General features: G+C 67.0%; 11 protein-coding genes and 1 pseudogene. 8 read left to right on the top strand and 4 right to left on the bottom strand.

The window, feature by feature from the left end; genetic code table 11:
- Positions 1–201: pseudogene (locus AB4Z47_RS21090) on the top strand (hypothetical protein); the annotation flags it as partial.
- A gap of 329 nt (positions 202–530) precedes the next feature.
- Here the strand turns inward: AB4Z47_RS21090 and AB4Z47_RS21095 are convergent.
- Positions 531–1,523 (bottom strand): alpha/beta hydrolase, encoded by a 993-nt coding sequence (locus AB4Z47_RS21095; RefSeq protein WP_441953024.1) that lies wholly within the window; start codon positions 1,521–1,523, stop codon positions 531–533.
- Between the two features lie 229 nt (positions 1,524–1,752).
- Between AB4Z47_RS21095 and rfbA the strand changes: the two genes are divergently transcribed.
- Positions 1,753–2,625, top strand: coding sequence for a glucose-1-phosphate thymidylyltransferase RfbA (gene rfbA / locus AB4Z47_RS21100; RefSeq protein ID WP_441953025.1), 873 nt, complete (start codon positions 1,753–1,755; stop codon positions 2,623–2,625).
- A gap of 2 nt (positions 2,626–2,627) precedes the next feature.
- On the top strand, positions 2,628–3,176 hold the full coding sequence (locus tag AB4Z47_RS21105; protein WP_441953026.1) for a dTDP-4-dehydrorhamnose 3,5-epimerase family protein: 549 nt from the start codon (positions 2,628–2,630) through the stop codon (positions 3,174–3,176).
- Between the two features lie 53 nt (positions 3,177–3,229).
- Here the strand turns inward: AB4Z47_RS21105 and AB4Z47_RS21110 are convergent, their stop codons facing one another.
- Positions 3,230–4,699: an MFS transporter gene (locus tag AB4Z47_RS21110; protein WP_441953027.1), complete on the bottom strand. Its 1,470-nt coding sequence runs from the start codon at positions 4,697–4,699 to the stop codon at positions 3,230–3,232.
- Between the two features lie 85 nt (positions 4,700–4,784).
- On the opposite strand from AB4Z47_RS21110, the gene AB4Z47_RS21115 reads away from it, so the two are divergent.
- The gene (locus AB4Z47_RS21115) at positions 4,785–5,213 is read left to right on the top strand and encodes a MarR family winged helix-turn-helix transcriptional regulator (RefSeq protein WP_441953028.1); all 429 of its coding nucleotides are present in this window, start codon (positions 4,785–4,787) and stop codon (positions 5,211–5,213) included.
- A gap of 147 nt (positions 5,214–5,360) precedes the next feature.
- Here the strand turns inward: AB4Z47_RS21115 and AB4Z47_RS21120 are convergent, their stop codons facing one another.
- A complete protein-coding gene (locus AB4Z47_RS21120; RefSeq protein ID WP_441953029.1) occupies positions 5,361–5,939 on the bottom strand; it encodes a DUF4282 domain-containing protein in 579 nt (192 codons plus the stop codon).
- Positions 5,940–6,339: 400 nt separating this feature from the next.
- Here AB4Z47_RS21120 and AB4Z47_RS21125 point away from each other — a divergent pair, with 400 nt between their 5' ends.
- Both AB4Z47_RS21125 and AB4Z47_RS21130 read left to right on the top strand, forming a co-directional pair.
- A complete protein-coding gene (locus AB4Z47_RS21125; RefSeq protein ID WP_441953030.1) occupies positions 6,340–6,819 on the top strand; it encodes a hypothetical protein in 480 nt (159 codons plus the stop codon).
- Positions 6,820–7,064: 245 nt separating this feature from the next.
- The gene (locus AB4Z47_RS21130) at positions 7,065–9,251 is read left to right on the top strand and encodes a molybdopterin-dependent oxidoreductase (protein WP_441953031.1); all 2,187 of its coding nucleotides are present in this window, start codon (positions 7,065–7,067) and stop codon (positions 9,249–9,251) included.
- Positions 9,252–9,860: 609 nt separating this feature from the next.
- On the opposite strand, the gene AB4Z47_RS21135 is transcribed toward AB4Z47_RS21130, so the two are convergent.
- The gene (locus AB4Z47_RS21135) at positions 9,861–10,313 is read right to left on the bottom strand and encodes a GtrA family protein (RefSeq protein WP_441953032.1); all 453 of its coding nucleotides are present in this window, start codon (positions 10,311–10,313) and stop codon (positions 9,861–9,863) included.
- 119 nt (positions 10,314–10,432) lie between these two features.
- On the opposite strand from AB4Z47_RS21135, the gene AB4Z47_RS21140 reads away from it, so the two are divergent.
- A complete protein-coding gene (locus AB4Z47_RS21140) occupies positions 10,433–11,920 on the top strand; it encodes an FAD-binding protein (protein ID WP_441953033.1) in 1,488 nt (495 codons plus the stop codon).
- Positions 11,917–12,678 carry a decaprenylphospho-beta-D-erythro-pentofuranosid-2-ulose 2-reductase gene (locus tag AB4Z47_RS21145; RefSeq protein WP_441953034.1) on the top strand — a complete coding sequence of 254 codons (762 nt, stop codon included), beginning with the start codon at positions 11,917–11,919 and terminating at the stop codon, positions 12,676–12,678. Before AB4Z47_RS21140 ends, AB4Z47_RS21145 begins: the two co-directional genes overlap by 4 nt.
- Positions 12,679–12,969 lie beyond the last annotated feature (291 nt).

Genomic DNA, 12,969 nt, shown 5'->3' on the forward strand with positions numbered 1-12,969 from the left:
GCGACCGTCGCCGCGGCGACCATCGTCGGCCTGTTCGGCGCGTTCATCCCGGCCGCCGCCATCGGCTGCCTCGGCGGCATCATCGCCGTCGGCGCCCTCGGCACCCTCGCCGGCCAACTCCTGGTCACCGCCCCGGTCGCCATCGGCGCTGCGATCCAGTACTTCACGACGATCAACCAGCCGTTCACCCCTGCGAAGTAAAACCCACAACCGAACTCGCACAACTGAAAACAAGTCGGGAGACCCTGTCCGCGCAACAGCGTGGACGGGGTCTCCCGCGTCTGCGCGCTGATCGCGAGGTGAACAGTTGCTCTACTGCACGGGGCGCACAGTTATTGCTTCGTGATACGCCCTGTCTGCATAGCGACCTGCCGATTCGAGGGCCGCATACCTCTATTCGGAATTCATCGGGCGGGCTGATTTCTGCGATCGGAGTGACCGGAGCGATCCGGCGATCTACCCCGTCCGCACAGGCGCGAGCCCCGTCCCGGCCGCTGCGGGGCGGGGCTCGCCTGGGCAGGCGGGACGATTCACGCTGTCCGCGCCTGCTGGCCCTCCTCGATGCGAGAGCGCACGAACCGCGACACCCGCGCCAGTGCCGCCCTGCTCTCCGGCAGGTTCGGCGCGATGCTCATGAAGGCGTGCACCTGGCCACGCCACAGCTCCAGCGTGTTCGGCACGCCCGCCGCGGTGAGCCGCTGCGTCATCAGCTCGCAATCGAACCGCAGTATCTCGTCCTCGGCGGCGACCAAGAGCACTGGCGGAAGCATGGACAACCCCGCGTTCACCGGTGATAGTTGCGGATCGAGCATGCCGTCGACCTCGGCTCCGATTCGCACCACCGCCTCCAACGCCGACAGCGGGATATAGGGATCACGCGTGACGTTCATGTAGTCCCGCTTCGCCGCGTAGTCCAAGTCGAGCAGGGGGCTCAGTCCGACCAGCCCGGCCGGCGCGGACAAGCCCGACTCGAGCGCGCGCAGCGCGGTCGCGAAGGCCAGGTATCCGCCCGCCGAGTCGCCCGCGAAGACGATCCGCGCCGGGTCCGCGCCGTGCCGCAGCAGCCAGCGGTAGGCGGTCATGCAGTCCCGCACCGACTGGGTGATACGTCGGCCGGGCAGTTGGCGGTACTCGACGTTGACCACCGGCAGCCCGGTGCGACGGGCCAGGCTCGCCGCGACCGGGCGGTGGCTACGGGTGCTGCAGATCGCGAAGCCTCCGCCGTGCATGTAGAGCACTGCACCGTGCCGCAGCGCACGCGAGGCCCCGGCGGGGCGAATAATCTCCAGGTGGAAGCCGTTGAGCGATACCTGCTCCCGGTCGATGCCACGCGGCCGGGGACGCAGCCCCGCCAGCCCGTGCACCGCGGCGGCACCGATCGGAATGGTCGCCCTGGTGACCGGGACCGTACGCAGCACCGGTCGCACCACACCCATGAAGGTCGCCAGCAGCAGGCGGGATTGCGCGCTCGGCCCCTCCGGATTCACCACAATGCCGGGCTCGCCGACTTCGGTCGCTGACATCGCGCACCTACCTAACAACTGGCGCGCCGAGTCACGACCGGACCGGGGGTACAGGCGAGCTGTCGGCGCTGACATCTCACACAGTGTCGTTCGACAAAACCACGCAGAACGTGATCTACGCAACAGAATCACCTGATCGGTACCGAAGCTAGACCCCTTGTAATCGAATCGAGCACTTCTCGGAACCTCGCCGAATCCCGGCGCGGGTGAAACTGGCAGACTCCAGGGCATGCGCGGAATCATTTTGGCGGGCGGCACCGGCTCCCGGCTGCACCCGATCACGCGCGGGGTGAGCAAGCAGCTGGTCCCGGTCTACGACAAACCCATGGTCTACTACCCCCTCTCCACGCTGATGCTCGCGGGGATCAGGGACATCCTGGTGATCACCACTCCCGAGGACGCCGGCGCATTCGCGCGGCTGCTCGGCGACGGCGCCCAGTTCGGCCTTTCCCTCGACTACGTGGTCCAGCCGGAGCCGGACGGCCTGGCCAGGGCCTTCGTCCTCGGTGCCGACCACATCGGCACCGACTGCGCCGCACTCGTGCTCGGCGACAACATCTTTCACGGTCCAGGCCTGGGCACCAGCCTCAACCGCTTCGACAGGATCGACGGCGGCGCGGTGTTCGCCTACTGGGTGTCGGACCCGACGGCCTACGGCGTCGTGGAATTCACCGAAGGCCGCGCGGTCTCTATCGAGGAGAAGCCGAAGGCGCCGCGCTCGAACTACGCCATCCCCGGCCTGTATTTCTACGACAACGACGTCGTGGAGATCGCCCGCTCGCTACGTCCTTCGGCGCGTGGCGAATACGAGATCACCGACATCAATCGCGCCTACCTGGAACAGGATCGGCTGCAGGTGGACGTGCTCGCCCGCGGCACCGCCTGGCTGGACACCGGCACCTTCGACTCGCTGCTGGACGCGGCCAACTATGTGCGCACCATCGAGGAGCGGCAGGGCCTGAAGATCGGCGTGCCGGAGGAGGTGGCCTGGCGGATGGGCTTCATCGACGACGAGCAGCTGCGGACGCTCGCCGAACCGCTTGTCCGGTCCGGCTACGGCACCTACCTGCTCGACCTGCTCGAACGCGGACGGGACTGGTGAACATGAAGTTCCGGGAGCTCGCGGTGCCCGGCGCGTGGGTGGTCACCCCACGCCAGCTCGGTGACGATCGCGGCATGTTCCTCGAGGGCTTCAAGGCCTCGGAGTTCGAGAAGGCGACCGGGCGGTCGTTCGACCTGAAGCAGGTCAACTGCTCGGTGTCCGCGGCAGGCGTGCTGCGCGGCATCCACTACACCGAGGACCCGCCGGGCCAGGCGAAGTACGTAACCTGTGTGCGCGGCGCGTTCCTCGACGTAGTGGTCGATCTGCGCCGAGGTTCACCGACCTACGGCCGCTGGGACAGTGTGCTGCTCGATGACATCGATCGGCGCTCGGTGTTCCTGTCCGAGGGACTCGGGCACGCGATCCTCTCACTGGAGGACGGGTCGACGGTCACCTACCTTTGTTCGCTCGAGTATCAGCCCGAGTTCGACCGGGACATCGACGCCTTCGACGCCACGCTTGGCATCGAGTGGCCGGAGGTGGGCCGCGACGGTAACAGACTCACCTTCATCCGCTCCGCCAAAGACACTGCCGCCCCGCCATTTTCCTGAAACGCCGAGCGCCATCACCCCGATCGGGGTGATGGCGCTCGCTAGCGGCCGGGTCAGCCGACGAATTGCAGCTCCTGCTCTCGTTCCTCGACCGCCCGCTGCTGCCTGCGGTACTTCGGCGCGAAGGCCAGCAGAGCGACGAGCGCGCCGACTAGAGAGACACCAGCAGCGAACTCCAGACCTGGTCGGTACGTGTCGAGCATCCCGGTCGCCGAGATGTCGGCGTGCGCGCCGGAAGAGATGATCGCCGTGGTCACCGCGAGCACAATGGCCGCGCCGACCTGCATGGAGGTCTGCAAGACGCCCGCCGCGAGGCCCTGCTCCTCGTCATCGATGCCGTTGGTGGCCTGGATATTGATGGCGGGGAAGCCGACCCAGCCGATGCCGATGAGCAGCACCGCCGGCAGCAGCATGGTCAGGTAGGACGGCGCGGTGTCCAGCCGCAGGAACATCAGGTAGCCGACGGCCATGACGACCATGGTGACCGCGATGATCGGCCCGGTGCCGAACCGGTCGACCAGCTTGTCGGAGAAGAACGCCGACAGCACGACCAGCAGACCGACCGGAAGCAGCGCCATCGCCAGCTTCAGCGGCGACCAGCCGAGCGTGTCCTGCAGATACAGCGTCACGATGAACTGCCAGCTGAAGTAGGAGCCCGCCACCGCGATAATCGCGAGGCTGGCCCGCACCAGCGAGGACTTGCGCAGGATACCGAGCCGCACCAGCGGGTAGCGCACCCGCTTCTCGACCGCGACGAACCCGCCGAACAGGGCCGCCACCGCGACGAACGAGCCGATGGTGCGTGCCGAGGCCCAGCCCGCGGCCGGCGCGGTGACCACGGTGTAGACCAGCAACAGCATGGCCGCGGTGGACAGCAGCGCACCGACGAGGTCGTGTCCGCCGTCCTCGGCGGGCTTGTCCTTCGGCACCAGCACATAGGCAGCGGCCAGCGCGGCGAGTGCGATCGGCACCGGAAGCAGGAAGGTCCAGCGCCAGCCGACACCGGTCATCAGACCGCCGAACAGCAGCCCCGAGGAGTAACCGCCCGCGCCGAACACGGTGTAGATGGACAGCGCCTTGTTCCTTGCCGGTCCCTCCGCGAAGTTGGTGGTGATGATGGACAGGCCGGTCGGCGCGGTGAACGCGGCGGCGAGGCCCTTGACGAAACGGGTGAGGATCAGCAGCGGGCCGGAGCTCACCAGGCCGCCGGCCAGCGAGGCGACCGCGAAGACCGCGAGCGCGATGAGAAAGACCTTGCGGCGGCCGAGCAGGTCGGCGGTGCGTCCGCCGAGCAACAGCAGGCCGCCGTAACCGAGAATGTAGCCGCTGACCAGCCACTGCAGGGTGGAGGTCGACAGATCGAGTTCCGTGCCGATGGACGGCAGCGCGACACCGATCATCGACACGTCGAGACCATCGAGGAACAGCACGATGCACAGGGTGATCAGCATGCCCCAGAGCCGGGTTGACCATCTGGTCGGATCGGTCGCCTGGGCGGCCGAGAGCGTTGCTGGTGAAGTCATGCGGGGTACATTACATGCGTCTGCATTAAATGCCAACACATTTAATGTGTTTGCATGTACGTGGGGTGACCACTAGGATGGGGCCATGTCGAAGCCGTCGACCATGGACACAGCCCCGCGCACCGTCGCGCCGACCGGGCTGGTTGGGGAGTGGCGCGAGCTGCTCGACCGGCACGCGACGGTGAGTTGCGCACTCGAGAAAGCGCTACAGGGTCAGCATCGGATCGGGCTCAGTGAGTTCGAGACGCTGGACCGGCTGATCGATGCGAACTGCGGCGACTACCGCATGAGCGACCTGGCCAACGACATCTATCTCAGTCAGAGCGCGCTGTCACGGGCCGTGGCCCGACTGGAGCGCGACGGCTTGGTGCAGCGCACCATGTGCGTCGAAGACCGCCGCGCCGTGTTCGTCTGCCTCACCGAGAAAGGCCGCGAAATCTACGAACAGGCCCTGCCGACCCACCGCGCCGTACTGAACGACACCTGGGAATTGCCGGGCCCGCCGAGATGCTGACGCGTGCTACGAGCACCTTGGCAAGGGCCTACCTGGGCGCTCGCATAGCATTGTTTCACAGCAAAACTGACGCCGGTCACTGTCGCCCTCGCCGTCAAGACCGGTGCGGGCACACCAAAATGCTTCCGCGCAGCGTGGTTTCGCATGCTACCTACGCGGGCCGCGCCCACGGAAGCGCCAGAACTGCACCGCCCGAACGTCTTCGGAAAGCTGGTTGACCGGCTCGGCCACGTCGGACAGCGCCTGGAACAGATCGTCGGCCAGTTCGCTGATGTGTTCCACCCTGGTCGCGAGGCGGGACGCATTGACAAGGAACTCGAGCATCAGGCGCACGACGGCGGCGATGGTCAGGCCGAGCGGAACCGCGATCACCGCGGCGAGCATGCCCAGCACCGCGGACACCCGCCACATCGCGACGGTCACCGCGATCGGCGCGGCGAAGGCGAACACCAGCCCGAGGATGTATGCCAGCGGAAGCAGCGTGCGAGTGGCCTGGCGGCGGAACTGAACATCGAGCAGAGCGCGCGCCGCCGCCACGCCCCACAGCCGGAAGGCGCGCGGGCTCCGGAACGGCTCGGTGGCCTCCTCCTCGTCGACATCGCCGCGGGAGAACCGCTTGGCCGCCGACTCTTTCCATGCGATCCAACGCGATTCGGCGTCGCACCCCTCCGCGTCCGGCACCGCACTTCCCGCGGGCGCGCCGGTGCCGTTGGATTCATCGCTCATGACTGCGCCTCGCCGGCGAGGCTTCGCCGCTGCGCTCGGCTGTGCTCATCGTTCGCCCGCTGCGCTCACTCATGCCGAAATCCTCCCCGTTCGCACCGGCGCAATCCACCTGGAGCGCGCGCCAACAGGAAGTTGTCGCTCCCGCAACAGGAGTCACACCATCCACAGCACTCTCGCAGCATCGACACAGCCACCGATCAGCTCGGCGGTCGAAAGTAGCGGCGTGGCAACAACTGCGAGCCACCTCGGGCACCTGGCAGTACGCGGTCGACCACGCTCGGAAATGAGATGTAGGCGACACTCGGGAAATAGTTTCCAAGATCGCGTAACGCTCCCGGCGTCCCCCGCCGATACGACCCATGAATGCAGGACCTAGATCTACCGGGGAATGGAGAAGACAGTGCGCACCACGTTTCCGACTTCCGTCTCGGCGGCCGACATGACCGCCGCTGCGCAGGACTACAACCAGCGCGGATGGACGGTCGCCGAAACGGCTAACGGTCTCAGCCTGATCACGGATGAAGACTTGTCCGCCATCGAGGTCACCGGCGAGCTGGCCGGCGAGGTCCGCCGCTACCTGCGCGCGAACAACCTGTCCGGCCCTGTGATCGAAATCCCCGGCGCACAGCGCCGCGAGATCCACCTGGTCACCGGCGTCCGCAAGGCCGCACTGGCGTTCGCGGCACTGCGCGAGGCCGGCGCCAAGGTCTACACCGACGGCGCCGGGATCCCTCTGCCGCCCACCCAGCTCTCGGCCGGTTCGGCCTGCTGGGGTGTCGCGCCCGCCGAGGCCCGCTGGGTGCCGCCGGTCGTCGCGATCAGCGCCGCTGTGCGAGCCGCGACCACGGCGCACCACACGAAGCTGACCATCGCCTGCTGAAAGAGCGCGTCTCCGATCGAGCTCGCCTGCTGACCACCGGCCCGACCGCATCTCGGACAGAGCCGGACGCTGTCCGCCGAGCCGAGCGAAGGCGAGGCAGCCAGCTGATCAGCCTGGTCACGACCGGTATCCGCGCCGAAGCTCCGGAACCCCACCTCCGAAGCGCTCATCGGGTACCGGTTGTTCGGGGTTGTCGATGTCGGTCGTTCTCTTTTCAGTTCCGCCACGAGGGCCCAAGATGAGGTATGCCCCCGATCACAGAATCGCGCACTCTGCTGCGGACCTGCCCACTGTGTGAGGCGGTCTGCGGACTCGAACTCACCCTGGACGCCGACGACCACGTGACCTCGGTCCGCGGCGATCGACAGGATCCCTTCAGCAAAGGCTTCCTCTGCCCTAAGGGGGCCAGCTTCGGACACCTCGACGAAGACCCGGATCGGGTGACCGAACCGCTGATCCGCGACCGCGCGACCGACACGTGGCGTACCGCGTCCTGGACCGAGGCCTTCGATCTCATCGCCGAGCGGTTCCCCGCGATCGTGGCCGAGCACGGAAATCAATCGGCCGGGGTGTATCTGGGCAACCCGAACGCGCACACCGTGGCGGGTGCCCTGTACGTGCCGATTCTGCTGCGCGCGTTGGGCACCAGGAATATCTACTCGGCGAGCACCGCAGACCAGATGCCCAAGCAGGTGTCCAGCGGGCTGATGTTCGGCGATCCGCTGACCGTTCCCGTGCCCGACCTGGACCGCACCGACTACCTGCTGATGCTCGGGGCGAACCCGCTGGAATCCAACGGTTCGCTGTGCACCGCACCAGACTTTCCCGGCAGGCTGAAGGCGCTGCGGCGAAGGGGCGGCCGCTTCGTCGTGGTGGACCCCCGGGTGACCCGCACCGCGAAGCTCGCCGACGAGCACCTGTTCGTCCGTCCGGGCAGCGATGCGTACCTGTTGTTCGGCATCGTGCACACATTGTTCGCGGAGAATCTGACCGACATCCGGGTCGAGGTCACCGGACTGGACGAACTGCGCACGGCCGCGGCCGCATTCGATCCGGACACAGTGGCGACGCGCACCGGCGTACCTGCGCCGACGATCGTCCGGCTCGCCCGAGAGCTCGCCACCGCGCCGACCGCAGCGGTCTACGCCCGAATCGGCACCTGCACAGCCGAATTCGGCACAATCACGCAGTGGCTCGTCGACGCGATCAACACGCTGACCGGGAATCTCGACTCCCCCGGCGGTGCTATGTTCGCCAGCGCGGCCGCGGGCGGCATCGTGCGCACCAGGCCGTTCCGCACCGGGCGCTGGACCAGCCGGGTCCGCGAGCTGCCCGAGGCCATGGGCGAGCTGCCGGTGGCGACGCTGGCCGACGAGATCACCACCCCCGGCGCGGGACAGATCCGCGCACTGGTGACAGTGGCCGGGAACCCGGTGCTCTCGGCACCGAGCGGCGCACGGCTGGACACCGCGTTCGCCCAGCTCGACTTCATGGTCAGCGTGGACCGGTACCTGAACGAAACCACCAGGCACGCCGATATGATCCTGCCGCCGCCGCGACCGACCCAGTCGGCACACTACGACTTCGCGTTGCTGCAATTCGCCGTCCGCAACTACGCCCGCTATTCGCGCCCGCTGGTGCCGCTGGGCGACCGGCCGTCGGAGCCCGCGGTCCTCGCCCGCCTCGCCGCGGCGCTGACCGGCAGACCGCACGACGGCTCCGACGGAGCCGACCCGCTCACCGCCGCGGACGAACTGGTCATCGCGGGCACCCTGCACAAGACCGGGCTCACGGATCGGCGCCCCGAGCTGACCGGCGAGAGCAGCACCGAGCAGCGCATCGACTTGATGCTGCGCCTCGGGCCGTACGGCGAATGGAACGGCGGCACGCTCAATCTCCAAGTGCTGCTGGACAATCCGCACGGCATCGACCTCGGCCCGTTGCAGCCGCGCCTGCCCGGCGTACTGCGCACGGAAACGAAGCAGGTGGACCTGGCGCCGCAGCCGCTACTAGCGGACGTCGCGCGGATGCGGGTGCGGCTCGCCGACACGGCGCCGGACATCGTCCTGATCGGACGGCGCCAGCTGCGGTCCAACAACAGCTGGATGCACAACATCGCGCCGCTGGTGAGCGGTTCCAATCGCTGCACATTGCACATCAACCCGGCCGATGTGGCGCGGCTCGGGCTCGGCGCCCAGGCCGTAGTGAAATCCGCCGCGGGGACGCTGACGGTTCCGCTGGAGCCCACCGAGGCGATCATGCCCGGGGTGGTGAGCCTGCCACACGGCTGGGGCCACACCGACAGCGCGCAAACGGTCGCCCGCGCGCACGCCGGCGTCAACGCCAACGTGCTCACCGACGACTCCGTGGTCGACGTGCCCTCCGGCAACGCCGTATTCAACGGAGTTCCGGTCACCCTGATCCCGGGCTGAGTCACTATTCAGCGCAACCCATGCACCACCGACCGGCTGGAGACAACCCGGCCGGGCGGACCTTGCCACGACTTCGGTGCGACCGCGGTCCGGTGTCCGAACCTTGTGGAACCGGGTCCCGGCGACCAGATTGCCCGGTACACGAGTGGCCCCCATGGACTGGCACGGTGTCCAGGATCGAGTCCAACGCTGCTATGACGACCGTCCTTGCGGGCGCCTGTCCGCGAACCGGCTCACTTCCAAGCAACCGCAATGCACGCGCCGCAGCGCGAATCTCGGCCACCACACCAACAAACACAAAACCCCCGCTCACCGCACTGCCAACCCCGACGGGTGCGAGTCTTACAAGCACTCTTCGCAGCCCGGCTCGCATCCGAGCAATCGCCGCGCACGCGCTGCAGCGCGAATCCCGGCCACCACTACCCACCAACAAACACAAAACCCCCGCTCACCGCACTACCAACCCCGACGGGTGCGAGTCTTACGAGCACCGTTCGCGGCCCGGCTCGCGTCCGAGCGATCGAAGCGCTGCGGCGCAGTCGCCAGTCTCGATCGCTCGGACGCGAGCCAAGAGGGGCCGCGAACACGCAGCGCCGCAGGCGCTGCAAATCAGATACGGAAGATCACCAGACGCTGCACGACGAAGTTGATCACAGTTGCGGTGCCCTGTGCGATGACGAATGCCAGTGGTTGCCGCCACCACACCTCGTCGAGTGAGTGGTACAGCACTGCGTTGATGCCGACCTGCACCGCGAAGGTGAGCGCGTAGAGCGCGATCACGGCGAGGAAGCGGATCCGGCTGGGTGGCGCCTGGAAGGTCCACCGGCGGTTGATCAGGTAGGCGGTGGTGGTGCCCGCGACGAAGCTGATCGACTTCGCGACGCTCACCGGAAGTCCGACCAGGTTGAGCAGCAGACTGTAGAGCCCGTAGTCGACGACGGCCGACAACCCACCGGTAACGGTGAACCGGACGATCTGCGTCTTCAGGTCGACATCGGTGCCGCCTGGCTCGTCGACCAGCGGAAGTTCGACCGGAAGCGGCAGTTGAGGTTCGGCTTGCACGCCGACGAGCGTAGCGCCGACCGGGGCGGACACGTGGATCCGGTTCTAAACCGACGCGTACGTCACTACCCGTGGGTTCGACGACGACGACCGGATGTGCCGTCATACCTGTAGCCTCTATGCCGATGTCCACGAAAGCTCCGACCGCCACCACGACAACCGGGAACGACAACGGCGCCGACGTCGCAAACGACGACACCGCCGCGCGGAACGCGTTCGCGCTTCCGACGCGCACCCGTACGTTGACCGGGTGGGGTCGCACCGCACCAACCTCATCCGAAGTGCTCTCGACCAGCGATCCCGAATTGATCGCCAAGGCTGTGGCCATGGTCGCCGAGGACAATGACAACAAGCCCGCCCACCTGCGCCGCGGCGTGATCGCGCGCGGCCTCGGCCGCTCCTATGGCGACCACGCGCAGAACGCGGGCGGCCTGGTCGTCGACATGACCGCGCTGAACGACATCCATCGGATCGACCGTGACACGCGGATCGTGGACGTGGATGGCGGCGTCAGCCTCGACCAGCTCATGAAGGCAGCTCTACCGTTCGGGCTGTGGGTGCCGGTACTACCCGGCACGCGCCAGGTGACCATCGGCGGCGCCATCGCCTCCGACATCCACGGCAAGAACCACCACAGCGAGGGCAGCTTCGGCAACCACGTGCGCTCGATCGATCTGCTCACCGCCGACGGGCAGGTGCAGCACATCACGCCGAAGCGCAACGCCAAGCTGTTCTGGGCGACCGTCGGCGGCAATGGGCTCACCGGGATCATCCTGCGCGCGACCATCGAGATGGTGCCGACCGAAACCGCCTACTTCCTCAACGACGGCGTGAAGACCACGACCCTCGACGAGACGATCGCCGCGCACAGCGACGGCAGCGAGGCGAACTACACGTATTCGAGTGCGTGGTTCGACGTGATCAGTCCGCTTCCGAAGCTGGGAAGGGCCACCATCACCCGCGGCAGGCTGGCGAAGCTCGATGAGCTACCCAAGCGACTGCAGCGCAAGCCGCTGAAGTTCGACGCCCCGCAGTTGATGACGGTGCCGGACATCTTCCCGAACTGGACCATGAACAAGCTGACGCTGATGTCCATCGGTGAGGCGTACTACCGGATGGGCGGCAACTACACCGGCAAGGTGCAGAACCTGACGCAGTTCTATCACCCGCTGGACATGATCGCGGAGTGGAACCGCGGCTACGGCTCCAACGGCTTTCTGCAGTATCAGTTCGTGGTGCCGACCGAGGCGGTCGAGGAGTTCAAGCGGATCATCGTCGACATCCAGGCGTCTGGGCACTACTCGGCGCTGAATGTGTTCAAGCTTTTCGGTCCGGGTAACCAGGCTCCGCTGAGCTTCCCGATGCCGGGCTGGAACATCTGCGTCGACTTCCCGATCAAGCCGGGCTTGAACGAACTGGTCGGCGAACTGGACCGGCGGGTGCTCGAGTTCGGCGGGCGGCTGTACACCGCGAAGGACTCGCGGACCACGGCGGAGACGTTCCACCGGATGTACCCGCGGATCGACGAGTGGATCAAGATCCGCCGCAGTGTCGATCCCACAGGCGTTTTCATGTCCGATATGGCGAGAAGACTGGAGCTGCAGTGATCAATGCCGTTGGTAACCCGCAGTCGATTCTTCTGCTGGGTGGCACCTCGGAGATCGGCTTGGCAATCTGCGCGGAGTACCTGAAGAAGGGGCCCGCGCGCATCATCCTCGCGGCATTGCCCGGCGATCCGCTGCGCGAGGAAGCGGTTTCTCAGATGAAGGCGGCGGGCGCGGGCCAGATCGAGGTCATCGATTTCGACGCACTCGACACCGAGAGCCACCCGAAGGTCATCGAGGCGGCCTGGGACGCCGGCGACGTGGACGTCGCCATCGTCGCGTTCGCCCTCGACGGTGATCCGGAAGAATTGTGGCAGAACCAGCGCAAAGCCGTGCTGGTCGCCGAAATCAACTACACCGCAGCGGTTTCCGTCGGCGTGCTGGTCGGCGAGAAGATGAAGGCGCAGGGCTTCGGGCGGATCATCGCCATGTCCTCTGTCGCCGGTGAACGGGTACGGCGCTCGAACTTCGTCTACGGGTCGACCAAGGCCGGCTTGGACGGTTTCTACCTCGGGCTCGGCGAGGCGCTGCGCCCGCACGGCCCGCGCGTGCTGGTGATCCGGCCCGGCATGGTGCGGACCAGGTTCTCGGCGCACGTCAAAGAGGCTCCGCTCACCATCGACAAGGAAGACATCGCGGTGCTGGCGGTCTCAGCCTCGCAGAGGGGCAAGGATCTGGTCTGGGCACCTGGACCCTTCCGCTACGTGATGATGATCCTGCGGCACATCCCACGGCCGATCTTCCGCAGGCTGCCGATCTGATCCCTGCTATCGAGCTCGGACCGCGGTGCCCGCGTGATCATCGATCACGCGGGCACCTATCGTCTGACGGAGTCGACCCCCAGTGAATCCGGAGGCGCCATGCGAGTAATCGAGTGCGACGACCACGTTCGCGGCCTTGCTCGCGTCCGAACGACCGAAGCGCATGCGCCGAAGGCGCTGGTCTCGGTCGGTCGGATGCGAGCCGAGCCGCGAGCACGCAGCGCTGCAATCGGATACGGAGCGGTTCGTTGACCACGGTGACTGTGCCCGGCGAAGCGCCGCCGCGCTCCG

This window comes from Nocardia sp. 2TAF39, from assembly GCF_052114905.1.
Classification (GTDB): domain Bacteria; phylum Actinomycetota; class Actinomycetes; order Mycobacteriales; family Mycobacteriaceae; genus Nocardia.

What these genes read in the sequence shown, in the direction of transcription:
- AB4Z47_RS21095 (WP_441953024.1), bottom strand. Translation starts at nt 1,523, where the DNA reads ATGTCAGCGACCGAAGTCGGCGAGCCCGGCATTGTGGTGAATCCGGAG.
- rfbA (WP_441953025.1), top strand. Translation starts at nt 1,753, where the DNA reads ATGCGCGGAATCATTTTGGCGGGCGGCACCGGCTCCCGGCTGCACCCG.
- AB4Z47_RS21105 (WP_441953026.1), top strand. Translation starts at nt 2,628, where the DNA reads ATGAAGTTCCGGGAGCTCGCGGTGCCCGGCGCGTGGGTGGTCACCCCA.
- AB4Z47_RS21110 (WP_441953027.1), bottom strand. Translation starts at nt 4,699, where the DNA reads ATGACTTCACCAGCAACGCTCTCGGCCGCCCAGGCGACCGATCCGACC.
- AB4Z47_RS21115 (WP_441953028.1), top strand. Translation starts at nt 4,785, where the DNA reads ATGTCGAAGCCGTCGACCATGGACACAGCCCCGCGCACCGTCGCGCCG.
- AB4Z47_RS21120 (WP_441953029.1), bottom strand. Translation starts at nt 5,939, where the DNA reads ATGAGCGATGAATCCAACGGCACCGGCGCGCCCGCGGGAAGTGCGGTG.
- AB4Z47_RS21130 (WP_441953031.1), top strand. Translation starts at nt 7,065, where the DNA reads ATGCCCCCGATCACAGAATCGCGCACTCTGCTGCGGACCTGCCCACTG.
- AB4Z47_RS21140 (WP_441953033.1), top strand. Translation starts at nt 10,433, where the DNA reads ATGCCGATGTCCACGAAAGCTCCGACCGCCACCACGACAACCGGGAAC.